The organism is Ruegeria sp. BA12, assembly GCF_056539625.1.
The window spans coordinates 1,067,996-1,094,046 of record NZ_JBQFVF010000001.1 but is presented as its reverse complement, the minus strand read 5'-3'; the positions used below and the strand labels follow the sequence as shown (position 1 = coordinate 1,094,046).

The window sequence follows — 26,051 nt, the reverse complement described above, 5'->3', positions numbered from 1 at the left end:
CTGCATCATTATTTGCTGCATTACCTGCTGATACTTCAAGCGGGCCGGTTTCTTTCGTTTTCATCCCTGAGACAAGTTGCTAAGCCCGCGTTAACGCGACCAGCCATGCTGTCTTTAGGAGCCGACCGATGACGACGATCAAACTGCACAACACCCGGACGCGGACGAAAGAGGATTTCGTGCCGATCAGTGCCGTCAATGTGCGGATGTATGTCTGTGGGCCCACCGTTTACGACCGCGCCCATCTGGGCAACGCACGGCCTGTAGTGGTGTTCGATGTGCTCTACCGATTGTTGCGACACACCTATGGTGCGGATCACGTGACTTATGTGCGCAATTTCACGGACGTGGATGACAAGATCAACGCGACTGCGCTGGCACGGCAACAGGCGGGGGCTGAAGGCACGTTGGAGCAGCTGGTTCAGGAGCGCTCGAATGAGACCATCGGTTGGTATCTGCACGACATGGGCGCGCTTGGGGCGCTAGAACCCAATGAGATGCCGCGCGCTACGCAATACATTGCGCAGATGATCGCGATGATCGAGGATCTGATCGCTAAGGGCCACGCATACGCGGCAGAGGGGCACGTTCTGTTTGCCGTGGACAGTTGGAAAGAACATTACGGCGAATTGTCGGGCCGGTCCGTCGACGACATGATCGCGGGCGCTCGGGTTGAGGTTGCGCCTTACAAGAAAAACCCGATGGATTTCGTGCTGTGGAAGCCCTCGACCGATGAATTGCCGGGGTGGGACTCCCCTTGGGGCCGAGGGCGTCCGGGCTGGCACATAGAATGCTCGGCCATGAGCTATGAGCTGTTGGGCGAGAGTTTTGACATCCACGGCGGTGGCAATGACTTGATGTTCCCGCATCATGAGAATGAGATCGCGCAGAGCAAGTGCGCCCATCCGCATGGTGAGTTCGCAAAGGTCTGGCTGCACAATGAGATGCTGCAGGTGGAAGGCAAGAAGATGTCCAAATCTCTGGGCAATTTCTTCACCGTCCATGATCTGCTGGAGCAGGGCGTCCCGGGTGAGGTGATCCGCTTTGTCTTCCTGCAAACCCACTATCGTAAGCCGATGGATTGGACTGAGAAGAAGGCACGTGAAGCCGAGGCGACGCTGCGCAAGTGGCGGGCGCTGACGTCGGGCATCGAGCCCGCCGCCAGCGCGGCACCTGCAGTTATCGCAGCGCTTAGTGACGACCTGAACACTGCGGGTGCTTTGGCTGAACTCCACCGTCTGGCTGCGGATGGAGATGCCGTTAGTTTGTTGGCCAGCGCACAATTGCTTGGTCTCTTAACCCCCGAGATGGGGGCGTGGGCGGATACCACATCGACGGATTTGTCGGCACATGCGGACCGGTTGGCAGATGCGCGGGTCATTGCGATGCAAAGCAAGGACTTCTCGGAAGTGGACCGTCTCAAAGCCGCTTATCTGGCTGCTGGGCTTGAGGTTCGTATGAGCAAGGATGGTGTCGAACTGGTGCCCGGTGCTGGGTTCGACGCTGCCAAGCTGGAGGGGGTGTGATGACCAAAGACCGCCTCTACCTCTACGACACCACCCTGCGAGACGGGCAACAGACGCAGGGCGTGCAGTTTTCGACCTCTGAGAAGGTGCAGATCGCACAGGCGTTGGACGCGCTGGGTGTCGACTATATCGAAGGCGGTTGGCCGGGCGCGAACCCGACTGACAGCGCGTTTTTCGATGTTGCGCCCAAGACTTCGGCCCGTTTGACCGCATTTGGCATGACTAAGCGGTCGGGCCGGTCTGCTGAAAATGACGATGTTCTGGCCGCGGTGATGAATGCAAACACGCAGGCGGTGTGTCTGGTGGGCAAGTCGCATGATTACCACGTGACCCACGCGCTGGGAATTTCGCTGGAAGAAAATGTCGAGAACGTCCGCGCCTCCGTCGCGCATATCGTGGCACAGGGTCGTGAGGCACTGTTTGACGCCGAGCATTTCTTTGACGGGTACAAGGACAACCCCGGCTATGCGGTTCAGGTGTGTCAGGCGGCCTTGGACGCCGGTGCGCGCTGGGTTGTGCTGTGCGACACCAATGGCGGCGCACTGCCCGCCGAGGTGACGCGGATCGTAACCGGAGTGATTGCCGCCGGATTGCCCGGTGACCGCTTGGGCATTCACACCCACAACGATACCGAAAACGCGGTGGCTTGTTCTCTGGCCGCTGTCGATGCGGGCGCGCGGCAGATACAAGGCACGCTGAACGGGTTGGGTGAGCGATGCGGTAATGCGAATCTAACCGCTCTGATCCCGACTTTGCTGTTGAAGGAGCCCTACGCGTCGAGTTTCGATATTGGTGTTAGTGAGCAAGCTCTGGCCGGTTTGACGCGGGTCAGTCGGATGCTGGACGATATCCTGAACCGGGTGCCCAGCAAGCAATCGGCCTATGTCGGCGCCTCGGCCTTTGCGCATAAGGCAGGGCTGCATGCCAGCGCGATCCTCAAGGACCCATCGACTTATGAACATGTCGATCCGGCCTCTGTCGGGAATGCGCGGATCATTCCGATGTCGAACCAGGCGGGGCAGTCGAACCTGCGCAAACGCCTGACCGAGGCCGGTCTGTCCGTCGAAATGGACAACCCGGCGCTGGGGCGCATTCTGGATCGGATCAAGCAGCGCGAGGCTGAGGGGTATTCCTATGACACTGCGCAGGCCAGTTTTGAGCTGCTGGCACGTGATGAGTTGGGGCAGCTGCCCGAGTTCTTTGAGGTCAAGCGCTATAAGGTGACAGTTGAGCGGCGCAAGAACAAGTACAACAAGATGGTCAGCCTATCCGAAGCCGTCGTTGTTGTGAAAGTCGACGGGGAAAAGAAACTGTCGGTTAGCGAGTCTTTGGACGAGGACGGCAGTGACCGGGGGCCGGTGAACGCGCTGGCCAAAGCGCTGGCCAAGGATCTGGGGCAGTATTCGCAGATTTTGTCCGACATGCGTCTGGTCGACTTCAAGGTACGCATCACGCAGGGCGGCACCGAGGCGGTGACCCGCGTGATAATCGACAGCGAAGACGGGCAGGGGCGGCGTTGGTCGACCGTGGGCGTAAGCGCGAACATAGTCGATGCCTCGTTCGAGGCGCTGTTGGACGCGATACAGTGGAAACTGGTGCGCGATTGCGGGTCACAGACGGCGGTGGCCGAGTGAGCGTAGATTTTGATGATGACGTTAAGGCCTGCGCAGCATTGGTGCATCGCGCTGATCCTGACCGGTTCATTGCGGTCATGGCGGCACCCGTTGCGGTACGGCCTAAACTGTTCCCGCTCTATGCGCTGAATGTCGAGGTTGCTCGGGCCCCTTGGGTCACGCAAGAGACAATGATCGCTGAAATGCGCCTGCAATGGTGGCGCGATGCGCTGCAAGAGATTGCCGAAGGTAAGGCGGTGCGCCGGCATGAGGTTGTGACGCCTCTGTCGCAGGTCCTGTCGCCCGATCTGGCGGCTACGTTGGATGAGTATGTGGCCGTAAGGCGTTGGGACATTTACCGTGATCCGTTTGAGGACGAAGCGCATTTCGACACCTATATCAACCATAGCGCCGGATCCTTGATGGTCGCAGCCGCGCAGGTTCTGGGTGAAGCGGACGAAGCTGTGCTGCGCGATTTCGGCTATGGCGTAGGGGTGGCGAACTGGTTTCGGGCGATCCCCGATCTTGAGGCGCGTGGTCGTATTCCTTTGCTTGACGGCACGCCTGATGGTGTTCGGTCACTGGCGCAAAAGGCCTTGGACAAACTTCAGCGCGCACGGTCAAACAGTGCAGGTATTTCAGCAGATGCCCGCCCCGCGCTTTTTGCGGGATGGCAGGCAGAATGGGTTTTGCGGCGAGTCGTGACTCGCCCAGAGCGCGTCGCCGTCGGGGACCTCGCACAGGGTGAAATTCGCCGCAGAGCGTCCTTAATGTGGTCCGTTGCCAGCGGGCGCTGGTAGGCGTCAGACCGTTTCCGGCTCAGAGGGTTTCAGAACCAACCACAGCAGCGCACCACCTGCCAGTGTCAACAGTGGGATCATGGCCAGGTTCACGGCGGTCCAGCCTTCGACTGGTGACCCACCCGAGCAGTTCATCAACCCACCCGAAGCGAGCGACGCAAGTGTCACGCCGCCAAACACCAGCAGGTCGTTCAGCCCCTGCATCCGCCCACGTTCGTTCACGTCGTGCGACGCGGCCAGCATCGTCGTGGCGCCGATAAAGCCAAAGTTCCAGCCAATGCCCAGCAGGATCAGCGCGATAAAGAAATTGCCCAACTCGACGCCTTGCAAAGCAACCACACCCGCGCCGGCCAGAATGGCGAGACCGAGGGCTACAATTTTTTCGACTCCGAACCGCGCGATCAACTGGCCCGTGAAAAAGCTGGGCACATACATCGCCAGAACATGGCTAGTGACGACATCAGCGGCATCGTTGGCGCTGTAACCGCACCCCACAACCGCAAGCGGGGTCGAGGTCATGACAAGATTCATCAAAGCGTAGGAAACCATCGCACAAATGATCGCCACGGCGATGCGTGGGGTTCTAAGCATTTCAAGCCGGGATCGTCCTTTGGGCGCGTCTTCCTTTGGCTTTTCGGGCGTCGGGATATCGAGGAAGAAAAACAGCACTGACCCAAAGACATTCATCGCGATGACAGCCAGATAGGTGCCAAAAAACGGAATCACATATGCGGTCGAGGTCAGTTTGACGATCTGCGGACCGATGATCGCCGCTGCAAGACCGCCTGCCATGACATATGAAATCGCTTTGGGCCGAAACACGTCAGACGCCGTATCAGCAGCTGCAAAGCGGTAAAATCCATGCGCGCTCATGTAAATGCCGGTCAGCAGGCTTCCCAGCAGGAAGACCGGGAACGAGCCCAGAAACAACCCGTACGCGCCGACCGCCCCGCCGCAAGCCCCCGCAGTAGCACCAACCAGAAACCCGGCGCGCCGTCCCCAGCGCTGCATGATCGCCGAGATCGGCGTGGCAGCCAGCATTGACCCCAGCACGATGAGCGAAATCGGCAGGGTGGCCAGACACGCGTTTGTAGCCAGTGAATCCCCAGCTAACCCGCCCACGATAAAGAGCATCGGCATCTGTGCGCCCAGTACAGCTTGTGCCGCCACCAAAACGGCGACATTGCGCTTGGCGCGACTGGTGTCGAGGGTTGTCGTCGTTAGTGTCATGCGCCAATGCGTATCTTTGAAAAGCCTGTCGTACAAGCGGGTTGCATCTGCGACAAAGCAACCTACCGTGAGCGCGATATCATTTTCCCGGAGGGCCCATGTCTGTCGGACGCATCATTGAATCACCTGACTGTGTCGCAGAGGGCGCCGAATGGCTGGCCGCGGAATGCCCGCGGATGGCCTGGGCGATGGATCAGACTGGGCCTTTGCCCCTGCGTCGCCGTCCGGATGGGTTTGCCCAACTTCTCAGCGCTATTGTCAGCCAGCAAGTCAGCGTGGCCTCGGCCAATGCGATCTGGAAACGGCTGCAGGATGCCAAGCTCACCGGACCGCGCAAGATCATGTGGGCAACCGATGACGATTTGCGGGCTGTGGGGCTGAGCCGTCAAAAGATACGCTACGCACGCGCGTTGGCTGAAGCGCGTATTGATTACAAGACATTACGCGACGCATCTAATGCGGATGTCATCGCGACTTTGACCGAGGTGCCGGGGATCGGTGTCTGGACAGCTGAAATATACGCGATGTTCTCTTTGGGGCGCGCCGATGTGATCGCTCCGGGCGATCTGGCGCTGCAAGAGGCAGCGCGCATCCTCTATGACTTGCCCAAACGTCCCACGGACAAAGAACTGCGCCAAATGGCCGAAGCTTGGTCGCCCTGGCGATCGGTTGCGGCGCGTGTGTTGTGGGCCTATTACCGGGTGGCAAAAGAACGAGAAGGGATCAGATGACACGGGTTTTGAATGCGCTCCGAAAAGAGCCGGTTTCGGGCGATACGCGCTCAGTCGTGGTGTTCGTGCATGGCTATGGGGCCAATGGGGCCGACTTGCTGGGTCTGGCTGATCCGTTGGGCGAACACTTGCCTGACACGCTGTTTGTCGCCCCTGATGCGCCCGAGCAGATCCCCGGGATGCCAAATGGGTTTCAGTGGTTTCCGATCCCATGGATTGACGGTTCATCCGAAGAAGAGGCCCGACGAGGAATGGAAATGGCGGTTGAGGATTTCAACGCCTTCCTCGATGCGCTGATGGTGGACGAGGATGTTTTGCCGGAACAGGTTGTATTGTTCGGGTTTTCCCAGGGCACGATGATGAGCCTGCACGTCGCACCGCGTCGCGAGGATCCGGTTGCCGGCATCGTTGCCTTTTCGGGACGGTTGCTAGAGCCCGATCTGCTGCCCGACGAGACGGTCAGCCGGATGCCGATTCTGCTGGTTCATGGTGACGTCGATGATGTGGTGCCGCCGCAATCCTTGCCCGCCGCCGCTGAAGCGCTGCAAGAGGCCGGGTTCAAAGAGGTTTACGCTCATGTGATGAAGGGTACCGGCCACGGAATTGCGCCGGACGGCCTGAGTGTCGCGCTGGCCTTCATGCGCGACAAACTGAGCCTGTAGGGATGATCGCGGTCCGCCCCATGATGCCAGAGGATGTGGCCACAGCTTGCCGCATCCTCAATGAGATCATCGAAATCGGGGGCAGCACCGCGTTTGAAATTCCGTTCTCTAACGCGTTGTTCGTTCAAAGCTACCTAGAGGGCGCTGACAAAATCTGCACCCACGTCGCCTTGGACGATCAAGGAGAGGTGGCTGGCTTTCAGTGGCTGGGAATGCACGACGTGTTGCCACAGGATTGCGCCGATATCGCGACCTTCACCAGACGTCATCCTGCGCTGAAAGGGGCAGGCCGGGCCTTGTTCGCCGAAACTTCGAAATTCGCGGTGGCAATGGGGTTTACAGCGATTAATGCAACCATCCGCGCCGATAATGGGATGGGCCTTGGCTACTACGACAAGATGGGGTTTCAAGACTACTCGGTCGCCTATGGCGTGCCACTGCAGGATGGCACGCCGGTTGATAGAATATCTAAAAGGTTTGATCTATCGGCGGGCGCGGCACTCTGAGGGGTCAGCCCCACAAATGCCCTTCGGCAAATTCAACCGAATTGCCTGACGGATCGCGCACGTAAAGAGAGCGTGCGCCGTTTGGCCAGTCAAACTCGGCATCTAAGGGGATATTCCAATCCAGCAGATGTTTGCGCATCGTGTCGATCTCCGCGCGTGTCAGGATCAGACAAACGTGGCCAGGCCCGTGCGCGCCATGGGGGGGAACGGGCAAGTCGGGATTGCCCGGCGGTTTCTCGGTTTCTTCCGCGTTAAACAACAACAAGACCGAACTGCCGATCCGGAAGAATACGTGTCGATCCGTCACGCGCTGGATTTTCTCCAACGCCAGGATCTCTCCATAAAACCGTTCGGCAGCATCCAAGTCGTCGACATAGAGAGCGGCCTCAAGAATGCCGGTTGGTACTGGAATGTCGGGTGTGACTTTCATGCTGTAAGCCTATCACAACATGCAGTTTTTGTCACCGGCGTGGATGACGGTCGCGTTTGCGTTGCGGGGCAGAGTTCAATGTTGGCGTCGGTAGGCTGTCCCATTGGCCTGGCTCAAGCCCCTCTAGCGACCAGTCGCCGATCCGGGCGCGGATCAGGCGCAGGGTCGGGTGACCGACGGCAGCTGTCATCCGCCGCACCTGCCGATTGCGGCCCTCGCGGATGGTCAATTCGATCCAGCAATCGGGAACCGTCTGGCGCACTCTGATCGGCGGATTGCGGGGCCACAGCCCTGGCGGTTCATCCATCAACCGGGCTTTGGCAGGGCGGGTCAGGCCGTCTTTCAATTCAACCCCGTCTCGCAGGGCTTTCAAGGCAACGTCATCCGGCAGACCTTCGACCTGAACCCAATAGGTTTTGGCCATCTTGTGTTTTGGGTCCGATATTTGCGCTTGCAGTCGCCCATTGTCGGTCAGCAGCATCAAGCCTTCGCTGTCCCGATCCAGCCGCCCGGCCGGGTAAACGCCTGGCAGATCGATATAGTCTGACAGAGTGCTGCGGGGCGAACCTGCGTTGGCGCGGTCGGTAAATTGCGGCAGCACATCGAAAGGTTTGTTGAAGCGAATGAACCAGGACATGACAAACGCCATAGCCCGCAGGTCAGTGAGGCGCAACCTGTGGATAACTGTTACGCAGGTGTTACAGATTCGGATTAACCAATCCCCGAGATATTGTGGAAACTCAGGGCTTGTCAGAGATTTAACACGATATATAGTTAAGTTAAGGCCGGGGCGGGTGTTCCCCGCTCTGATGTCAAAAACGGGCAGAGCAGAGCGAGGAGCGATTCTGAGATGGATGGAGACTTCAGGACCGAATTTGTCAGGGAACCCGGTGCGCTCAGGCATCATCCGGCATTGGTTTTGAACGCCGATTATCGCCCCTTATCCTATTACCCGTTATCCCTGTGGCCGTGGCAAGAGGCGATCAAGGCTGCTTGGCTGGACAGGGTGGACATTGTGGCTGAATACGACGAAGTTGTCCGAAGCCCCAGTACCGAGATACGAATACCTTCGGTCGTTGTCCTGAAAGATTATGTAAAACCTAGAAAGCGCGTGGCCTTCACGCGCTTTAATTTATTTTTGAGGGACGAATTCCGCTGTCAGTATTGTGGGAGCCGGGGTGATCTGACGTTTGACCATGTGGTACCGCGTGCGGCAGGGGGCGTCACAAGCTGGCAGAATGTCGTGGCGGCCTGCAGCCCGTGCAACCTAAAAAAAGGGTCAAAGTCACTGCGACAGGCGGGGATGACGTTGCGCAAGCCTCCGCGCCAACCGGAATCAGAGGCGTTGCGCAATATTGGGCGCAAGTTCCCGCCGAACCACCTGCATGACAGCTGGATCGACTTTCTCTATTGGGATGCGGAACTGGACGAACTTTAACGAGCGCGCCAGGCTGCGATCCAGACCAGCACCAACACGCCGGACAGGACAGCGTTCCAACCTGCCATCGACAAGCCCAACATCTGCCAGGGGATATCATCGCAACGCACCAGCGGGGCGGACATGATCTGTTCCATCAGATCCTCTGTCGACAGGCCGCCGATGTCACCGGATGTGCAGCTAGACGGGCCTTCCCACCATTTCTGCTCGACCCCCGAGTGAAACACGCCGATTGCAGCCGTGGTTAGGGCCGAAAGCGCGCCCAACAATGGCAACAGCGTTGCCCGTGGCAGGGCCAAAGCCATTGCTCCGATTAGAACGGCGGCGCCATGCGGATAGCGTTGCCAGATACACATTTTGCAAGGCGCCAAGCCGCCGAGGTACTGAAAACCCCACGCCCCAAGCAGAAGTGCCGCAGACCCTGCCGTAGCGATCAGGATCAGAGTGTTTTTGCGAGTCATAGGTATTTCACCACGAAAAATCCGCCGAACAGCAGGATGACGAACAGAGTGAACATAAGGCCCAGCCGCTTCTCGATGAAGGCCCGGATCGGTTCTCCAAAGCCCCAAAGCAGACCGGCAACCATAAAGAACCGCAAGGCACGGGCTAGGATAGAGGTGGCGATGAAAGTTCCCAGCGGCATACCAGTCCAACCGGACATGATCGTAATGACCTTGTAGGGGAAGGGGGTAACCCCAGCCGCAAGTACGGCCCAAAAGCCGAAATCGTTGAAGCGGGTGTTGAACTCTTCCATGGCGTGGGCTTTGCCCATCGACTCGAGAATCGGTTGGCCGAGACTTTCATAAAAGAACGCGCCAATGGCATAGCCCAGCAAGCCCCCCAACACCGAAAAGACCAGTGCGACCGATGCAATCAGCCAAGCCCGCGACGGGCGGGCCAGAATCATGGGAATCATCAAAACATCAGGTGGGATCGGAAAGACCGAACTTTCGATAAAAGCCACGAAGGCCAACGCCCACAATGCATGCGGATGTTCTGCCAGACGAATGGTCCAGTCATAAAGCGATCGCAACATAAGATGCTAAAATCCTGTTCTAACGTAGCGCAAGCCAAACCACGCGCCCGGCAAGGCGTCAAGCATCACCGCGAATACAAACTGGATTTTGGTTGCTTTTTGCCTCTGGACCTTCCCGGTTATGGGCGCTAATCCAATGGTCGTGGCCCAAGTGGCGGAATGGTAGACGCAGGGGATTCAAAATCCCCCGGTAGTGATACCGTGCCGGTTCGAGTCCGGCCTTGGGTACCAAAGTAAAAACAGAGGGTTAGGGAAACCTGCTCTCTGTTTTTTCTTTTTCGGCATTGCGTTTGCACACACTGCCAAATCACATCTATTCGTTTTGGTGACGTTTTGCCTGAGTCTCAGAGTCGGCGGGTTTGGATGCCTTGGGAAAGCCTGTGAAGATCAACCAGATCAGGAATCCGATATATGCGAAAACGACAACATTCAGCATGGTATCAACAAACTGTCCGCTCATGTCCGGTCCTCTCGCGATAGGCTTTTGAACAGGCAGATCACTAGGATCGGTACGATAAAGACGAACGCCATGGCCGAAAGTGCGATGATTGATCTGACCACGGAAATGTCGCCCACCAGAATCATCGCCAGCCCCAGTGCCCCCAAAATAATGCCCCAGATTGTACGGATGCGGGGCGACGGGTTCTCGTCGCCTCCGGTGCCGATCATTGCAAGTGTGAAACCTGCGCTTACGACGCTGGTTACAACGAACAGGAACGCGGCCAAAACAGTGGCGATTTGCGTCACACCGCCCAAGGGGAATTTTGAAAGCAGGGCAAAGGTTGTCGCGTCCAGATTCTCGGCGTTAACGGCGGACAGGGTGCCGTCCTGACGCAGAGTGTCGTAGAAACCCAGCCCACCGAAAATGCCGAACCACAGGATCGAGAACAAGGTGGGAGCAACGATGACACCAACCAGAAACTCTCGGATCGTGCGCCCGCGAGAGATTCGGGCGATGAAAATGCCCACAAAAGGCGACCAGGCCAACCACCAGATCATATAGTTCAGCGTCCAGCCGTGGAACCAGTCGACGATGATGTCGTCGAAGAATTCAGCTGTAGAGAATCCAGCCGGAAGAACGCCGAAGAGGTAGCGTCCGAAGCCTGACACGATGCCGTCCATCATGAACGATGTGGGGCCGAGGATCAGCAGATAGACCATCATTCCAACCGCAATCAGCATCGCGATATTGGACAGCAGAGACATCCCTTCGCCAAGGTCGCGGCGCAGCGGAATGATATAAGCCACGCAAAGCAAGGCAAAAACGGGCAGGGTTAGCACGCCAGGTGAATCAATCCCGATCAGACCAGCCAGGCCGGTTTGAATCTGGAATACGCCCATCGCCAGCGAACCGGCCAAGCCCACGGCTATCGCAACAATCGAGAGCAGATCGAAAACCCATCCCAGAGATTTGGTCCAGCGGGCCTCACCCAATGTATCGGCTACAGGGGCGCTCAGCAGTAGTGTGCGCCCTCGACGATAGGCAAAATAAGCGATGACCAGACCAACGATCGCGTAGATGGCCCAGGCGTGAAATCCCCAGTTCAGATAGGTGATGAACAATGCATGACCGGCGGCCATGGGATCGGGGTTGTATTGGCGCAGAACCTCGAAATGGGTCAGGGGTTCGGCCGCGCCATAAAACAACAGACCAACGCCCATGCCAGCTGCGAACAACATGGCGATCCAGGCAGGCGTTGAAAACTCAGGCTCGGCCCCGTCGGGACCAAGGCGGATGTCGCCAAATCGGGACAAGGCCAGATACAGCGTGACAAACAACAGGCCGCTGACCTCAAGCATGATGAACCAGCCACGGCTATTGAACTGCGTGGCCACCGCTGCGGATGCAAGCCGCCCCAGCCCTTGCGGGTCGACTATACCCCAGGCCGCAATCGCTGCGCTGATGGTCAGAGCGATGACAAGCAACGGGCTGGGGGACGCGGGCTTCATTTTAAATGGCCTTTCCTGACAGTTGCAGAACAAATTCGTTTCCAGCCCTGCGCTTACAGGTGTCTGTGAATGTCGGTTTGACACTAGAGATCACCGAACCGAGTTTCAAAAGAATTGTTCCTGACCACCCAAAAGACCTGTGAGATGGGCATTCTGGGGGGAAAGTTTTGAAAAAGCCCTCAGATATGCGGCGTGGGCGTGTCAGGCCGAGTACGGGGGTTGACAAGTTGAGTATCTGAATGAAACGTCGAAGGTGTTGGGAGATTTTGGAAATTCAGTCGCTTGTGCCTGTTGCAAGACAGGTACAGTTGGCGTACCGGCAGGTCCCGGATGGGACCGCTAACAGTCTCCCATCCACCAAAAGAATTGGGAGTTCACGAAAATGAAAAACAGCAGCAAGCTTAGCCTCGGCGCGGTCGTCACCGCGGCCCTTATGGCTCCGGCCGCGTATGCAGAGGAATTCATCACAATCGGCACCGGTGGTGTGACCGGTGTGTATTATCCGACAGGCGGCGCGATTTGTCGTCTGGTCAACAAAGGCCGCAAAGAGCACGGCGTGCGCTGCTCGGTCGAATCGACCGGTGGTTCGGTTTACAACATCAACACCATCCGCGAAGGCGAGCTGGAGTTTGGTGTGGCGCAGTCCGACTGGCAGTACCACGCCTTTAACGGCACCTCGAAATTCGAAGAGGCTGGTCCCTTCGAAGGTCTGCGCGCCGTCTTCTCGGTACACCCCGAGCCGTTCACCGTGGTTGCCCGTGCCGATTCCGGCATCACGAACTTTGAAGACATGAAGGGCAAGCGCGTCAACATCGGTAACCCCGGTTCCGGTCAGCGCGGCACCATGGAGGTCCTGCTGGGCGAAATGGGTTGGACCACCGACGATTTCGAACTGGCGACCGAACTGAAAGCAGCTGAACAGTCTGCTGCTCTGTGCGACAACCAGATCGACGCGATGGTTTACACCGTTGGCCACCCCTCGGGTTCGATCCAAGAAGCCACCACCGCGTGTGATTCCGTGCTGGTGAATGTCAGCGGCGACGCCGTGGACAAGCTGGTTGGCGACAACTCGTTCTACCGCACCGCAACCATCCCCGGTGGCATGTATCGCGGTTCCGACGGTGACACCGCAACCTTTGGTGTTGGCGCGACTTTCGTGACCTCGGCAGACGTTTCGGAAGACGCGGTATATGCAGTTGTCAGCTCGGTCTTTGAAAACTTCGACGACTTCAAAAAGCTGCACCCGGCATTTGCAAACCTCAAGCCCGAAGAGATGATCGCGGACGGCCTGTCGGCTCCGCTGCATCCGGGTGCCGAGAAGTACTACAAAGAAAAAGGCTGGATTCAGTAAACCAGACCTGACGCAGGGTGCCCACGGGCGCCCTGCAACCTAAAGCCCGCAAAATAACGGGTGGTTCAAAAGGCCAAAATGGCCACGACGGGGAGACATTTGCATGAGTTCCGACACACAATCCAATCGTCCGCTATCCGAAGAAGAGCTGCAGGAACTGGTAGCCTCGTCCGATGCGGGTGGGCGTAATCCGGTCGGCAATGTCGGGATTTTTCTGGCCGTTGTGGCGGCGATATGGTCGATTTTTCAGGTGCTTTTAGCATCACCTATCGCCAACTATGTGTTGCCGGGCAGCGTCGTGAATAATGCACGTCAGTTTCATCTGGCCTTTGCCATGTTTCTGGCCTTTGCGGCCTATCCAGCGCTGAAGTCCAGCCCGCGTGACTATATCCCGGTTCAGGACTGGATAATGGGGGTCGCTGGCGCGTTTCTTGCGCTATACGGGTACTTCTTCTACGAAAAGATCGTCGATGCAGGCGGTCTTGCGGATGACACTGACAAGTGGGTCGCATTGGCCGGCCTGCTGCTGTTGTTCGAGGCCGCGCGCCGTGCGCTTGGGCCTGCAATGGCCATTATCGCGACGATCTTTCTGGCATATGTGTTCTTTGGCTCATCTGAATGGGTGCCCGAGGTTATCCGCTGGAAGGGCGCAAGCTTGAAAAAGGCCATGAGCCATATGTGGATCACCTCCGAGGGCGTGTTTGGCATCGCCCTGGGTGTTTCCACCAAATTCGTGTTCCTGTTCGTGTTGTTCGGCGCGTTGCTGGATAAGGCCGGGGCAGGGAACTATTTCATCAAGATGGCGTTCGGTGCCCTCGGCCACCTGCGCGGTGGTCCGGCCAAGGCCGCCGTTGTGGGTTCGGCAGCGACCGGCCTGATCTCGGGCTCGTCCATCGCCAACGTTGTGACCACCGGTACCTTCACCATCCCGCTGATGAAGCGCGTCGGGTTCAGCAGTGAACAGGCCGGATCGGTCGAGGTTGCCTCCTCAGTGAACGGCCAGATCATGCCGCCTGTGATGGGCGCTGCGGCCTTCCTGATGGTGGAATATGTGGGCATTTCCTATGTCGAGGTGATTACCCACGCGTTCCTGCCAGCGGCGATTTCCTACATCGCGCTCGTCTATATCGTTCATCTTGAAGCGGTGAAGCGGAACATGCCCACACTGGGTGATCGCGACGTCCATCTGGCGCGCACCGTCGTCGGAATGTTGATGTTCTTCCTTGTGTTTGCGGGGCTTTGCTATGGCTCGCAATACCCGGTCGATGCGGTCACCAGCTGGGTGCCCTCGGCGGCCGGATTGGTCCTGAGCCTGATTGTCTGCGCGGTCTATGTAGTGCTGCTGTATCTGGCGGCTCAGGTGCCGGATCTGGAACCTGATGATCCGAATGCCAAAGAAGTAACGCTGCCGGTTATCGCCGATATCTATAAGGCCGGGCTGCACTATCTGCTGCCGATCATCGTTCTGGTTTATTTCCTGATGATCGAACAGAAATCGCCTGGTCTGTCGGCGTTCTGGGCCACGGCGTTGCTGTTCGTGATCCTGCTGACCCAAAAGCCGCTCAAGGCGATGTTCCGTGGGCAGAGTAACCTGAACGCCAGCTTTATCGATGGTGTCGCCGACCTTTGGCAGGGCCTGATTGACGGCGCGCGCAACATGATCGGCATCGCGCTTGCGACGGCCACTGCGGGCGTGATCGTTGGCACCGTGACGCTGACCGGTGTTGGGCAGGTGATGGCCGATCTGGTCGAGTTCCTGTCGGGCGGCAACCTGATCCTGATGCTGGTGATGGTTGGTATCCTAAGCTTGATCCTGGGCATGGGCCTGCCGACCACGGCGAACTACATCGTTGTCAGCTCGCTGATGGCCGGCGTGGTTGTCGAACTAGGCGCGCAGAGTGGTCTGATCGTGCCGCTGATCGCCGTCCACCTGTTTGTCTTCTACTTTGGGATCATGGCGGACGTGACGCCGCCGGTCGGATTGGCAAGCTTTGCAGCGGCAGCCGTGTCAGGCGGCGATGCGATCAAAACCGGTTTCACCGCGTTCTTCTACAGCCTGCGCACCGTGGCACTTCCGTTTGTGTTCATCTTCAACACGGACCTGCTGTTGATCGACGTCACCTGGGTTGAAGGGATAACCGTCGCGATATTCGCAACCATAGCCATCCTTGTATTTACTGCGGGGACGATGGGTTATTTCGTGACGCACAGCCGTATTTACGAAAGCGTCGCGCTGATCTTCGTTGCCTTTGCGCTGTTCCGGCCCGACTTCTTCATGGATCGGCTTTCACCGCCCTATGCGTCGGTTGAACCGTCGGCCTTCATTGAAACGATCGGGCAAACGCCGCCTGGAACAGAAGTCCGCCTTGTCGTTAGCGGCCCTGATTTTGACACTCTGGAGATGACGGACACTACGGTCGTAGTGCCGGTTGGCAGCGAAGAGGGTGGCGCCGCGCGTGTGGACGCCATGGGCCTGATGCTGATCGAAGAGGACGGTCTGGTCAAACTGGACGAGCCGCTGTTTGGCACCCCGGTCGCGGATGAGTTGGATAACTTCGACTATTACGCGGATGACGCGGTACGTCTGACCTCGGTCAGCCTGCCATCCAGTCAGCCGCCGAAGCAATTGATCTATATCCCAGCGATGATTCTGCTGGGGCTGATCGCTTTCCTTCAACGCGGCCGCGCCGCCAGACAAGAGGTGCCCGCATGACAAACTCTGTTCTTTGTGCCGTTGATATCAGCAATGGCGATCTGGACGTACATGTGTTGAAGACCGCGGCGGCTTTGGCTGAACAGGACAATGCGCAGTTGGACGTGGTGACTGTGTTGCCGGATTTTGGGGAAAGCTGGGTATCTGGCTTTTTCCAACCGGATTTCCACGAAAAGGCGTTGGATGAGGCGCATACCAAACTGACCGATATGTGTACGGCAACTTTGGGTGCAGAGCGGAACGAGAGAATCCGCCACGTCGTCGCCACCGGAACAGCCTATCAGGAGATATTGAAGACCGCTGAAAGCGCGAACAGCGATCTGATCGTGATCGGCGCACACAAACCGGACCTCAAGGACTATCTTCTGGGTCCGAACGCGGCGCGGGTCGTGCGGCATTCGACGGTCTCGGTTTACGTGGTGCGTTAGTACCCGGTCATCTCAAGGTAGCCGCGCCCAGAGTGGCTGCCTGACACCGTGACGGGGCCTTCCCAGTATTCGAACCGCGTTGCCATCCAGGCATCAGGGGTGATCGCCGACACGTCGACCTCCAAATCACGATCAGGCAAAGTCACGCGCCACTGGACAGGTACGTCCCGACCGGCGACTCGCGCCGTATCCAACGGTGCGAACGAAACGGACCCGTCGGTAAGGGGCGTCGCGGTGCCGTCTGCTGTGATCCATGTGGCCGCTGTGAAATCTCCGCGCCCGCCGCGCAGGCGAAAGGCCATAAGCTTGTTGCCGTCATCAAAGCTGAGCGAGAACCAATCCCACCCGCTTTGATCTGCGGCAAGCGGCTGGCTGGACCACTCACGATCCAACCAGCCCTGACCGGTGACAGCGACATCTCCATCGGGTAGGCGCAGTACACCTTCGGCGTCATAGAAGGGTTGAGAATAGTAATGGCTGGCCTGCCTATCGGCGGACTTGACCGAGTATCCGTCCTCTCCGTGAAACACCAGTGGACCTTGGGCTGTCAGGGTTAGGTCATAGGAAAATTCGGCACCGCTCGCGGACAAGGACAAGGCGCGGGGATCAGGCCCGCGCATATGCCATTCGTCGATCCAGGCCTCGAATGGTTCGGCAGTCACCCCAGCCTGACCGATGCCGCCACGCGACAGGCGTTCGGCAAAATAATGCGCTTCCTCAGTCGTCACAGCAGCGTGGCCCAACCACAGCTGAGGGCTTTGCCAACCTTCGGCCTCGGTCGGTTTCAGGGCGGATCGGAACAAGGTCCATTGAATGCCGTAATCGCGCCCGTCTTCTCCGGTCAGGTTGGCAGTCAGATACCACCACTCGATTCGAAAGGACGGGTGCGGGCCGTGATCTCGCGGAAATTCGAACTGGTAACCTGGTTTGGGGATGTCGAACCCGTCGGCTGACCCGCCCAGCCCGGCATAGCCTTGCGCGTGCAAGGCAGAGGGCAGCAATAGGATCAGGACAAACAGCCAAGCTTTAACGTTCATTGGCAAATACCTTCAGCAGGTCGGCGGGTGGCAAACGCATCAAGCGCAATGCGGGCAGGGCGGCGGCGGCAAAGGCGGCAAGCAGGGTCAGCACAAACAGATAGACCCAATCAGCAGGAAACAGAAACATCGGCAGTCGCCAGCCAAAAGCCTGTACGTTGATCACCGCCAACAGCGCCCAGGCCAGAACCAACCCAAGTGGCAAGGCTAGGACGGCCGTCAACGCCGCCAGCAGCACACTGCGCAACACCTCTAGCCGTGCCAGTTGCGCACGTGTCAGCCCCAACGCCCAAACCGGGGCAACCTGCGGCAGCCTCTGGGTCCACAAGGTCAGCAAACTGGTCAGGATGGCAAATCCCGCCACCCCCAGTGTCAGCACGTTCAGTGCGGAAGTCACCACAAAGGTCTTGTCAAAGATCGCCAGCGATTGCGCCTTCATGGCGGCCTGTTGCACGACGGCCCGCCGAGGCAGGTCAAACTGGTCTCGTAGAGCCTGAGTTATTTCGGTGGCGCGCTCGGGTGCAAGGCGGATGCCGAACCTGCGCGTGTCGGCCCCTGGGGCGATTTGGTCAAGCTGCGGCATTGATACGATCGCCTGACCGGTTGGATTGCCGTAGTCCGAATAAACACCTGCCACGGTCAGCGCATGCCCTGCATTCAGGGTCAGCGTATCCCCAGGCCACAAACTCGCACGGCGGGCGAGCTGTTCATTGATTAAAACGGCGTCACCCGTCAGGACGCGATCCCAGACATCATCTGAAGAGGCGATCAGAGGCCAGTGATCGCGGTAAGTCTGGTGGTCCACAATTCCGTATAAGAACAACGGCCCGGTCTCGTGGATCAGTTCAACGCTGCGGATTGGCAACACGGCGTCCACCTGCGGGCCTAGCCATTGGGCAATCTGTTGACCTTGTTGATTGTCAGTGGCGGTCACGTAAACCTCGGACGTCAGGCGTTGATCCAGCCAGCCAACAAAGGTGAGGCGAAAGCTGGAAACCATGGTTCCGACACCAATATTCGCGGCCAAAGCCAGCAGCAGTGCCATCAAAGCCAAAGACAGACCCGGCAATTGCGCCTGCATATCGGCCCAGACCCATTGTGCGATCGGCCCTCGGGCGCGCCGATGAAAAACCGATAGGGCGAGGGACAGAAGATAGGGCAGAGTCAGTGCCGCTCCGGTGAGAATGCCGCCGACCATCACAAACCCGGCAACCAACCCGTTAAAGGCAAACCCTATGCCAAAGCCACCCCCGATCAGGGTCAGACCGATCAGGCCCGCGCTGCGTTGTCCCAAGGCTGAACCACGCCAAGCTTGAACTCCGGAACCAGTCAGCAAGGGCATACGCGCCAATCGATACAAGGCGTGGCCACTGGCAAACATTGTGCCCGCTAATGCCATCGCCAGCCCCGCCAGCGCCCATTGCGGTTGCAAGGACATTTGCCCGTCGACAGGTGCGCCGTAAAGCCCGCGCAAAGTGGCCGCGACGTCGGGCAGCAGCGCTCCGGCGAGAAAGAACCCAAGGATCAGGCCCAAGGTGCCGCCGATCAGGGCCAACGCGGTCAATTCAGCCATGATCACCCAGATCAAACGCCGCATTGAGACACCCAGAGCCCGTAGGGTGCGGATCATCGCCCTCCGTTGCGCAAAGGCCAGCCCGACGGTGCCATGAACAATAAAAAGACCGACAGCAAAGGACAGCAGTCCAAATGCGGTCAGGTTCAGATGAAAACTATCCGTCAGACTGGCCGCATCCAACTGCGCCGAAGCTGCGATCCGTTCAAGTTCAGGCGCGATCTCGGATAGCGGTGGTACGCCAAGCGGCTGATCGGGCAGCACTATCAGGCGTGAGATCTGCCCGTGTTTGTCCAGAAGTGTCTCGGCAGCGCCGATATCGGTCAGGATCAGATCAGGCGGAACCGTGTCAGAGGTTAGAATCGGCGGCAGACCGTTTTGCCCGCGCAGCACCTGTGCAAGATCAGGCGCAGCCAGTAAGCGGCCCGGTGCGGTCAGCATGTCGGCCGGGTCGGGGGGCGTTTCGCTTTGCTCAATCTGGGTCACGGCGGGCAGGGCCGGGTAGGCGACCATGTCAACGCCCATCACCTGTACCGTGCGTCCCGAAATCCGCAGGGGGCCTTCCAAAACAGCTGCCACTTGCCAACCTGCACGGCGCAGCGCGACATAACGCTCAACCGGAATCGGGCCGGACGGATCGCGCAGCTCATCAAACAGACCCAGCGCAAGCTGATCATTGGCCTGTTGATAGCTGGCGCGCGCCTCGGCATTGATGGCCTGCACCGCCGACCACAACCCGGTCGCCAACGCGATGCCAATCAACAGCGTTGCCAGTTGCAGCCAGTGACGTCGCCAATGCGACAGCAATGCCTGTATGATTGCCCCAGTCATGCGATATGGCCACCGGTCAGATGCGCCCGCCGATCCAGACGCGCCGCGATGTCTGGCGAGTGCGTAACTAACAGTAAGGCGGCACCTGTCTCGGCAACTAGCGAAAGCATCAAATCCAGCACGGTCGCGCTGGCGGTTTCGTCCAGATTGCCGGTTGGCTCGTCCGCCAGCAACAGCTTTGGCCGGGGGGCCATGGCGCGGCCGATGGCTACGCGCTGTTGTTGACCGCCTGACAGGTTTTCAGGATAGCGCGTCAGCAAGTCGGACAAACCAAGCCGTTCAGCCAGTTGCGCGGTCCAGTCGGTGTCTTCACGGTTCGCCAATCGGGCGTGAAATGAGAGGTTTTGAGCGACCGTCAGCGATGGAATCAGATTGAATTGCTGAAACACCAACGACACGCTCTCACGGCGCAATGCGGCCCGACCACGGTCATCCAGCGAAGAAAGGGCGGTGCCGTCCAGCGTAATCTCGCCGCCGTCAAAGCTGTCCAAAGCAGCAGCAAGGTTCAAAAGCGTGCTTTTGCCGCTGCCGCTTTCACCGGTCAGAGCCAGCGTCTGACCTTGATCCAGCGTAAGCGACACATCCCGCAACACCGGCCGCCCGCCGGGATAGGATTTCTGGACCTTGTCGATATTCAGCAGCATGCAAACCCCTTGGACAGTGCCTGTCACAATGTGCAACGCCACCCCACAGAGTCCAGCGTCCGGGCGCAATCTTTTGCGATTGTCACAGCCTTGTTCTTTTTTGGTTAAGTCGCCATTGTGTCAGAACTTCTCCGGGCCGGGATACGAGTTTATGACACTAGCGCAGCAGATTGTTTGGGGCAGTATCTATCTGGGGATTTGCTTCCTAATCGAAATCATCCTTTTGACGTGGTGTACGCAGGTCATCCGGCACGCGGTACCCCGGCTTGAGAACACGAAACGGTTTCTTGCCATCGCCGGTCCCATCTGTATCGCGCTAGCATTCATCGTTGCAATTCACACGTTTCAAGTCTGGTTGTGGGCGATCGTCTGGGTGTTGGGGGATGTTCTGCCTGACTGGAATTCGGCCTTGTATTTCTCGTTGGTGACTTTCACCACCCTGGGGTACGGCGACATTGTGTTGGGTGAGCCACTGCGCATATTCGGCGCGTTTGCCTCGGTCACAGGTTTGCTGGCGTTTGGCCTGTCGACGGCCTTTATGGTTGCGCTGATGACCCAGGTTTTCAAAGAAGAGCTGATGTCCTAGAGGATGGGCGCGAACAACCGCGCAAGCGGCGAGCCGAACCGGATATAGCCGGGTTGTTCGGGCAGTTTGCGGGTCAATTCATAACTGTTTTCAAAATCGTCGCGCAGCATTTTGTCCACCGCCTCAGCCGCACGTTGGTCGAAAAACAGTGCCATGGCTTCGAAATTCAACCGGAATGATCGGTTGTCCAGATTGGTCGTTCCCACAGCAGCCAGCGTGTCATCGACCACGAATGCCTTTTGATGCATGAACCCTTCGGTATACCGAAACACCCGCGCACCGCAGTCGCGGATTTCGTCGAAATAAGCGAAGGCAGCCAGCCAGGGCAGGCGGTGGTCAATCACCTCAGGCACAAGGATGCGCACATCGACACCCCGAAGGGCAGCGTGCTGCAGGGCCGTCATGACGTCGATATCAGGCACAAAATAGGGTGAAGCGATCCATATCCTTTCCTTGGCTGCAGTGATGGCCGAGAAAAACATCATCGCACCAGTTTCCGTGTCGTCCCCCGGACCGGTGGCGACAAGCAGGGCATTCATGTCCTGTTCGGATTCTGATCCGGCCCAGTTGAGCTGATCAATCAGATCTTCTTCGTGGGCCCAGTGCCAATCCTCGACAAAGATCAACTGTAATTGACGGACGATATGGCCGGTCATTTTCAGATGAGTGTCGCGCCAATGGCCGAAATGTTTGCTCTGGCCCAGATACTCGACCCCTACATTGTGACCGCCAATAAAGCCCGTTTCACCATCAATGATTACGGTCTTGCGGTGGTTTCGATAGTTTAGCTGAAAGCGATATTGCGGTCCGCGCCGGTCGCGCGGGTTGGCAATCTCGATCCCAGCGGCGCGCAAGGTGTCAAGGTAGGCGGTCGGCAGACCATAACTGCCCACGGAATCGGTCATAAAGCGGACCGAGACACCACGCTCGGCTGCGGCAATCAGTTTGGACTGCAACTGTTTGCCCAGGTCGTCATCGCGGACAATGTAGAACTGGATCAGGATATAACTTTGCGCGGCTTCGATTGCCTCGAAAATGGCATCGAACGTGGCCTTGCCGTCGATCAGCAAATTGGCACCGTTTCCACGCGATACTGGCAGATGCGCCAGAACCTCGAATGGCCGTGCGTTGAACGGCATCGAGCCGGGCTCGGGCATTGAAAAATCTGCAAAGCTTTTGATGCCTTCGACGACGCGTTCGCTGTGTTTTCGCGCAATGCGATACCCGCGAAATCGGTGGTGGCCCAAAAACAAATACATGGGTACGCCGAGCATCGGGGCTGAGATCAGAAACACCACCCAGCCAACCGCGCCCTGCGGTGTTCGGGCGGTCTGCGCCGCCCGTATGGCAAAAACCACAGCCGTCACGTACAGGACGAGGACGGCAGCGGAAACAAGTAATGTCCACATGAGGTTATCGTTCTCTGAGTGCCTTATTCCGACCCAGTGTAGATGCGATTCCAGTCTTGCGCCATATCCACGATGACCCAGCCCATATCGGGGCCTTTGTCCAACCCGTCGACCAGTTTTCCGATCGGGCTTTCACGGTCATAGGCCCATTCTCTTTCAGCGTCGGTGTGATGGATCAGGACGCCCAAACGCGGTCCGTGCCCGGCGGTTGTCCACTCGAGCATGGCAAAGTCCCCGTCCGAATTTCCACCGGCCAGAATGGGGCGCCTGCCAAGGGTGCGTTCGATATTGATCGGCTTGCCTTCCTTGTCGTCTATAAAAGCAATGCCGGGTGCCTTGATGATCGTGGGTTTGCCTTCGGCCGTTTCATAAGTGGTGGCAGTATAGGTGCCCAGTACCTGCTCTGGCGGCACGCCATAGGCGTCCTCGGCAAACACGCGCATGAAATGCAGTCCGCCGCCCGAAACGATGTAAGTGCGGAACCCTTCATCCCTGAGATAGCGTAGCAGTTCCACCATTGGCTGATAAGTCATCTGGTCATAGGGCAGCCCGGTATCGGGGTGACGCGCGGTGTCCAGCCATTTGGTGACCGAGGCCTGAAACTCTTCGACGCTGACCCCGGAATGCGAGGCATTCAGGACTTCGATCAAGGCCTCATGGCCGCCTTCCGCGATGGCCTCCATATCCCCCTTGGCCGCAGCTTCCAGCGTTGGGCTGGTCAGGATCGAAGGATCAGCCGCGGCCATTTCGGCAAGGCGGTCCATGGCGAAGGTCAGTTGGAAATACACCGGCTGTTCCGCCCAAAGCGTCCCGTCATTATCGAACACGGCGATCCGGTCTGCTGGTGTCACGTAATCGGGATTGTCCGGATCGGTGACGGCGTCAACAAAAGCAACAATCTGATCCTTCGACGCAGAGGTTCCCCAACTGGGCAGCGGGTCGGCCAGGGCAATCGACGGGGCCATGAAAACGGCAGCAGCGAGAAGGGCGGTCTTCATGAGAAATTCCTTTTTCTTCAACGTGAAAAGGGCCGCCGTTGAACCGGCGACCCTAAGCTTGCGAGGGGCTTAGTTGTTGGTCGGCGTGACCAGTTTCTCCATCACCTGATCCAGATTAAAGCTTGCCGCTTTCTGGCGTGGCGGGAACTCTTGGAAGGTTTCCAAGAAAGACCCGACATATTGCTGTGCTGGCACCAGGAAATAAGCCCGGTCCAACAGCCAGTCATAGTAGGTGTTGGAGGTCCGATACGCGCGCTCATACGGATCACGACGCAGGTTCACGATCAGAGGAATACGCAGTTCGGTCCAGGGCTCGATCCAGGCGCGCAGGGTGGCCCATGCCTTCTGCTCTAGGAAGATCAGCTTCCAATCGTCAAAACGCAGCGCGGTCAGGTCACCGTCATCCGAGAAATAGAAAATTTCACGTCGGGGGCTTTCCGTGGCCTCACCAGTCAGCAAAGGCAGGATGTTGTAGCCGTCCAGATGCACCTTGTAATCTCGGCCCATGCCGGAGGAGCTATAGCCAGCCTTCAGCTTTTCCTTGATCTCTGGATCACCAGCGACGGCCAGATAGGTCGGCAGCCAGTCCATGTGATGCACGATCTCATTGGTGACCGAACCAGCTTCGATCTGGCCGGGCCAGCGCACCATCGATGGAACGCGCCATCCGCCTTCCCAGTTGGTGTTCTTTTCGCCCCAGAACGGTGTCATGGCAGCATCCGGCCATGTGTTCATGTGCGGTCCGTTGTCGGTGGAATAGTGGACGATCGTGTTGTCTGCGATTCCAAGCTCATCCAGCAGGTCCAGCAACTGACCCACATGCATGTCATGTTCAATCATGCCCGCTGTGTATTCGTCTGCAACGCCACCAATGATATCGTTCGCTTGCGCGCGTATCTCATCCTTGACGTGGGTGCGGAAATGCATCCGAGTGCCGTTCCACCAGACATAGAAGGGCTGGCCTTGCTCATGGGCTCGCTTGATGAAGTCAATTGCAGCGGCAACGGTCTCTTCGTCTACCGTCTCCATGCGCTTGCGGGTCAGGGGGCCGGTGTCTTCTATGGTGCCGTCCGCCTTGGATTTGATTACACCGCGCGGGCCATACGCTTCGCGGAAGGTGCGCCCATCGGCCAGAACCGCGTCGCCGGGATAGTCTTCATTTTCCGGTTCTTCCTCGGCATTCAGGTGATACAGGTTTCCGAAAAATTCATCAAATCCGTGATTTGTCGGAAGATGCTCATCCTTGTCGCCCAGGTGGTTTTTACCAAATTGACCAGTGGCATAGCCGTGGTCCTTCAACAAGCCCGCGATGGTTGGATCTTCGACCTGCATACCCAGATCGGCACCCGGCAATCCAACCTTGGACAACCCGGTCCGGAACACGGATTGCCCCATGATATAGGATGACCGGCCCGCGGTGCAGGATTGCTCGCCATAATAGTCGGTGAAGATCATCCCTTCCTTGGCGACGCGATCGATATTGGGCGTCTGATAGCCCATTAACCCCATCGTATAGGCCGAAATATTGGATTGTCCAATATCGTCCCCCCAGATGACCAGGATGTTGGGTTTCTGTTCCTGCGCCCAGGCGGGAATTGCCAACGCAACGGCGAATGTAGCCACAGCAACCCGGCGCAAGCCTCTGCGCCAACTGTATGCAATCGAACGTGGTGGTGACATGATGTACTCCTGATTTGAAAGGGTCGAAAAAACCCGGAGGTGAAAATTAGTTGGAGGCTGGCTGTTTCAGCCAATAAGCTGCCAAGAAATGGTCGATTTCTGAACGGCGTTACATCACCCGTAGGGGAATCGAGCGTGCTCAGGTTAGGCGATCAATGAGATTGAAAACTCATCATATGATGATATTGAAAAATTCTAATGTTTGACAAAGCGAATAATATGAAACTCTTGCAGGGCGGAGGCTGGTTCAGCAAACGTTCCGCCGCATTTCAGCGTGATTTGTTGGAGTGCGGGGTCCCGAAAACCTATGAAGCCTGGGAAACGCTGTATCACCATGGCGATCCGTCCAACGGGGTCTTTGCTGTCCTCAGCGGTGGGGTGCAGATCACCGCTCCGGCGGATGACGGGCAGGAATTCGTTCTGCATCGCGAAGGCGCGGGGTTTTGGGTCGGGGATCTGGCGTTGTTTGCGGATGAACCGCGTCTGGTTAGTGTCGTAACGACGCAAGAGACGCACGCGTTGTACTTCCCAAACGGCCGCGTGACCAAGTTGGTTCAGTCCAAGCCTGATTACGTTCGGGACTTTTACGCGCTGACCCACGAGAATATGCAGACCGCCCTTCGGATCATGGCAAACCTGGCGGTCACGGGCAGCGAAAAGAGGTTAGTTCTCAGGCTGCTGCATCTGGATGAAGGCACCTCGAAATGTGATGGATGGATCGTCGTGTCACAGGAAGAATTGGCCGAGATGATCGCTGTGTCACAACCTACTTTGCATCGCAGCCTACACCGCCTTGCTGATTTGGACATGATTGAACTCGGCTATGGACGGGTGCGGTTGAAGAACAGACAGGCGCTGATCGCGAACTGCCAGACCTAA

Annotated in this window: 25 protein-coding genes and 1 tRNA gene; 13 read left to right on the top strand and 13 right to left on the bottom strand. The window is 57.9% G+C overall.

Features of this window, described 5'->3' with window-relative positions:
* Positions 1–128: 128 nt before the first annotated feature.
* From cysS to ACR0B0_RS05390, 3 genes are read left to right on the top strand one after another with little or no spacing between them, the layout of a single operon-like run.
* Positions 129–1,526 (top strand): cysteine--tRNA ligase, encoded by a 1,398-nt coding sequence (gene cysS, locus ACR0B0_RS05400; protein ID WP_480646729.1) that lies wholly within the window; start codon positions 129–131, stop codon positions 1,524–1,526.
* Positions 1,526–3,160, top strand: a complete 1,635-nt coding sequence (cimA, locus tag ACR0B0_RS05395) for a citramalate synthase (RefSeq protein ID WP_480646727.1) — start codon at positions 1,526–1,528, stop codon at positions 3,158–3,160. The genes cysS and cimA overlap by 1 nt, the downstream gene beginning before the upstream one ends.
* Positions 3,157–3,939, top strand: a complete 783-nt coding sequence (locus ACR0B0_RS05390; RefSeq protein ID WP_170348808.1) for a squalene/phytoene synthase family protein — start codon at positions 3,157–3,159, stop codon at positions 3,937–3,939. The genes cimA and ACR0B0_RS05390 overlap by 4 nt, the downstream gene beginning before the upstream one ends.
* 3 nt (positions 3,940–3,942) lie before the next feature.
* Here ACR0B0_RS05390 and ACR0B0_RS05385 read toward each other — a convergent pair whose 3' ends face one another.
* Positions 3,943–5,169: an MFS transporter gene (locus tag ACR0B0_RS05385; protein ID WP_170348807.1), complete on the bottom strand. Its 1,227-nt coding sequence runs from the start codon at positions 5,167–5,169 to the stop codon at positions 3,943–3,945.
* Positions 5,170–5,267: 98 nt separating this feature from the next.
* On the opposite strand from ACR0B0_RS05385, the gene ACR0B0_RS05380 reads away from it, so the two are divergent.
* The 3 genes from ACR0B0_RS05380 to ACR0B0_RS05370 are packed head-to-tail and all read left to right on the top strand — an operon-like array spanning position 5,268 to position 7,068.
* Positions 5,268–5,900 carry a DNA-3-methyladenine glycosylase family protein gene (locus ACR0B0_RS05380; protein WP_170348806.1) on the top strand — a complete coding sequence of 211 codons (633 nt, stop codon included), beginning with the start codon at positions 5,268–5,270 and terminating at the stop codon, positions 5,898–5,900.
* Complete coding sequence (locus ACR0B0_RS05375) at positions 5,897–6,562, top strand: alpha/beta hydrolase (RefSeq protein WP_170348805.1); 666 nt, start codon at positions 5,897–5,899, stop codon at positions 6,560–6,562. The genes ACR0B0_RS05380 and ACR0B0_RS05375 overlap by 4 nt, the downstream gene beginning before the upstream one ends.
* Before the next feature lie 2 nt (positions 6,563–6,564).
* Positions 6,565–7,068: an N-acetyltransferase family protein gene (locus ACR0B0_RS05370; RefSeq protein WP_480646725.1), complete on the top strand. Its 504-nt coding sequence runs from the start codon at positions 6,565–6,567 to the stop codon at positions 7,066–7,068.
* Between the two features lie 4 nt (positions 7,069–7,072).
* Here the strand turns inward: ACR0B0_RS05370 and ACR0B0_RS05365 are convergent, their stop codons facing one another.
* Together ACR0B0_RS05365 and ACR0B0_RS05360 are read right to left on the bottom strand one after the other, a co-directional pair.
* Positions 7,073–7,498 carry a VOC family protein gene (locus ACR0B0_RS05365; RefSeq protein WP_170348803.1) on the bottom strand — a complete coding sequence of 142 codons (426 nt, stop codon included), beginning with the start codon at positions 7,496–7,498 and terminating at the stop codon, positions 7,073–7,075.
* A 31-nt stretch (positions 7,499–7,529) separates the two neighbouring features.
* On the bottom strand, positions 7,530–8,135 hold the full coding sequence (locus ACR0B0_RS05360) for a pseudouridine synthase (RefSeq protein ID WP_480646723.1): 606 nt from the start codon (positions 8,133–8,135) through the stop codon (positions 7,530–7,532).
* A gap of 213 nt (positions 8,136–8,348) precedes the next feature.
* On the opposite strand from ACR0B0_RS05360, the gene ACR0B0_RS05355 reads away from it, so the two are divergent.
* On the top strand, positions 8,349–8,936 hold the full coding sequence (locus ACR0B0_RS05355; RefSeq protein WP_170348801.1) for an HNH endonuclease: 588 nt from the start codon (positions 8,349–8,351) through the stop codon (positions 8,934–8,936).
* Here the strand turns inward: ACR0B0_RS05355 and ACR0B0_RS05350 are convergent.
* The gene (locus ACR0B0_RS05350; protein ID WP_170394205.1) at positions 8,933–9,397 is read right to left on the bottom strand and encodes a disulfide bond formation protein B; all 465 of its coding nucleotides are present in this window, start codon (positions 9,395–9,397) and stop codon (positions 8,933–8,935) included. The two genes, ACR0B0_RS05355 and ACR0B0_RS05350, sit on opposite strands and share 4 nt — an antisense overlap.
* Positions 9,394–9,972: a YqaA family protein gene (locus ACR0B0_RS05345; protein ID WP_170348799.1), complete on the bottom strand. Its 579-nt coding sequence runs from the start codon at positions 9,970–9,972 to the stop codon at positions 9,394–9,396. The genes ACR0B0_RS05350 and ACR0B0_RS05345 overlap by 4 nt, the downstream gene beginning before the upstream one ends.
* A gap of 145 nt (positions 9,973–10,117) precedes the next feature.
* On the opposite strand from ACR0B0_RS05345, the gene ACR0B0_RS05340 reads away from it, so the two are divergent.
* Positions 10,118–10,203 (top strand) — tRNA-Leu (locus ACR0B0_RS05340).
* An 82-nt stretch (positions 10,204–10,285) separates the two neighbouring features.
* Here ACR0B0_RS05340 and ACR0B0_RS05335 read toward each other — a convergent pair.
* Positions 10,286–10,432 carry a hypothetical protein gene (locus ACR0B0_RS05335; RefSeq protein WP_170394203.1) on the bottom strand — a complete coding sequence of 49 codons (147 nt, stop codon included), beginning with the start codon at positions 10,430–10,432 and terminating at the stop codon, positions 10,286–10,288.
* Positions 10,429–11,922, bottom strand: coding sequence for a BCCT family transporter (locus tag ACR0B0_RS05330; protein ID WP_480646721.1), 1,494 nt, complete (start codon positions 11,920–11,922; stop codon positions 10,429–10,431). The genes ACR0B0_RS05335 and ACR0B0_RS05330 overlap by 4 nt, the downstream gene beginning before the upstream one ends.
* 382 nt (positions 11,923–12,304) lie before the next feature.
* On the opposite strand from ACR0B0_RS05330, the gene ACR0B0_RS05325 reads away from it, so the two are divergent.
* The 3 genes from ACR0B0_RS05325 (at position 12,305) to ACR0B0_RS05315 (ending at position 16,414) form a co-directional block, all read left to right on the top strand.
* The gene (locus tag ACR0B0_RS05325) at positions 12,305–13,273 is read left to right on the top strand and encodes a TAXI family TRAP transporter solute-binding subunit (RefSeq protein WP_170348796.1); all 969 of its coding nucleotides are present in this window, start codon (positions 12,305–12,307) and stop codon (positions 13,271–13,273) included.
* A 103-nt stretch (positions 13,274–13,376) separates the two neighbouring features.
* Positions 13,377–15,986, top strand: a complete 2,610-nt coding sequence (locus ACR0B0_RS05320; protein ID WP_480646719.1) for a TRAP transporter permease — start codon at positions 13,377–13,379, stop codon at positions 15,984–15,986.
* Positions 15,983–16,414: a universal stress protein gene (locus ACR0B0_RS05315; RefSeq protein ID WP_170348794.1), complete on the top strand. Its 432-nt coding sequence runs from the start codon at positions 15,983–15,985 to the stop codon at positions 16,412–16,414. Before ACR0B0_RS05320 ends, ACR0B0_RS05315 begins: the two co-directional genes overlap by 4 nt.
* Here the strand turns inward: ACR0B0_RS05315 and ACR0B0_RS05310 are convergent.
* From ACR0B0_RS05310 to ACR0B0_RS05300, 3 genes are read right to left on the bottom strand one after another with little or no spacing between them, the layout of a single operon-like run.
* Complete coding sequence (locus tag ACR0B0_RS05310; RefSeq protein ID WP_170348793.1) at positions 16,411–17,451, bottom strand: lipocalin-like domain-containing protein; 1,041 nt, start codon at positions 17,449–17,451, stop codon at positions 16,411–16,413. The two genes, ACR0B0_RS05315 and ACR0B0_RS05310, sit on opposite strands and share 4 nt — an antisense overlap.
* Positions 17,441–19,855, bottom strand: a complete 2,415-nt coding sequence (locus ACR0B0_RS05305) for an FtsX-like permease family protein (RefSeq protein WP_480646717.1) — start codon at positions 19,853–19,855, stop codon at positions 17,441–17,443. Before ACR0B0_RS05305 ends, ACR0B0_RS05310 begins: the two co-directional genes overlap by 11 nt.
* Complete coding sequence (locus ACR0B0_RS05300; RefSeq protein ID WP_480646715.1) at positions 19,852–20,499, bottom strand: ABC transporter ATP-binding protein; 648 nt, start codon at positions 20,497–20,499, stop codon at positions 19,852–19,854. The genes ACR0B0_RS05305 and ACR0B0_RS05300 overlap by 4 nt, the downstream gene beginning before the upstream one ends.
* Positions 20,500–20,650: 151 nt before the next feature.
* Here ACR0B0_RS05300 and ACR0B0_RS05295 point away from each other — a divergent pair, with 151 nt between their 5' ends.
* Positions 20,651–21,085, top strand: a complete 435-nt coding sequence (locus tag ACR0B0_RS05295) for an ion channel (protein ID WP_170348790.1) — start codon at positions 20,651–20,653, stop codon at positions 21,083–21,085.
* Here the strand turns inward: ACR0B0_RS05295 and cls are convergent.
* The 3 genes from cls to ACR0B0_RS05280 form a co-directional block, all read right to left on the bottom strand.
* Positions 21,082–22,494, bottom strand: a complete 1,413-nt coding sequence (gene cls, locus ACR0B0_RS05290) for a cardiolipin synthase (protein ID WP_480646713.1) — start codon at positions 22,492–22,494, stop codon at positions 21,082–21,084. The two genes, ACR0B0_RS05295 and cls, sit on opposite strands and share 4 nt — an antisense overlap.
* A 23-nt stretch (positions 22,495–22,517) precedes the next feature.
* On the bottom strand, positions 22,518–23,492 hold the full coding sequence (locus ACR0B0_RS05285) for an HAD family hydrolase (RefSeq protein WP_170375439.1): 975 nt from the start codon (positions 23,490–23,492) through the stop codon (positions 22,518–22,520).
* Between the two features lie 69 nt (positions 23,493–23,561).
* A complete protein-coding gene (locus tag ACR0B0_RS05280) occupies positions 23,562–25,172 on the bottom strand; it encodes an arylsulfatase (protein WP_480646711.1) in 1,611 nt (536 codons plus the stop codon).
* Positions 25,173–25,391: 219 nt separating this feature from the next.
* On the opposite strand from ACR0B0_RS05280, the gene ACR0B0_RS05275 reads away from it, so the two are divergent.
* Positions 25,392–26,051, top strand: a complete 660-nt coding sequence (locus tag ACR0B0_RS05275) for a Crp/Fnr family transcriptional regulator (protein WP_254440173.1) — start codon at positions 25,392–25,394, stop codon at positions 26,049–26,051.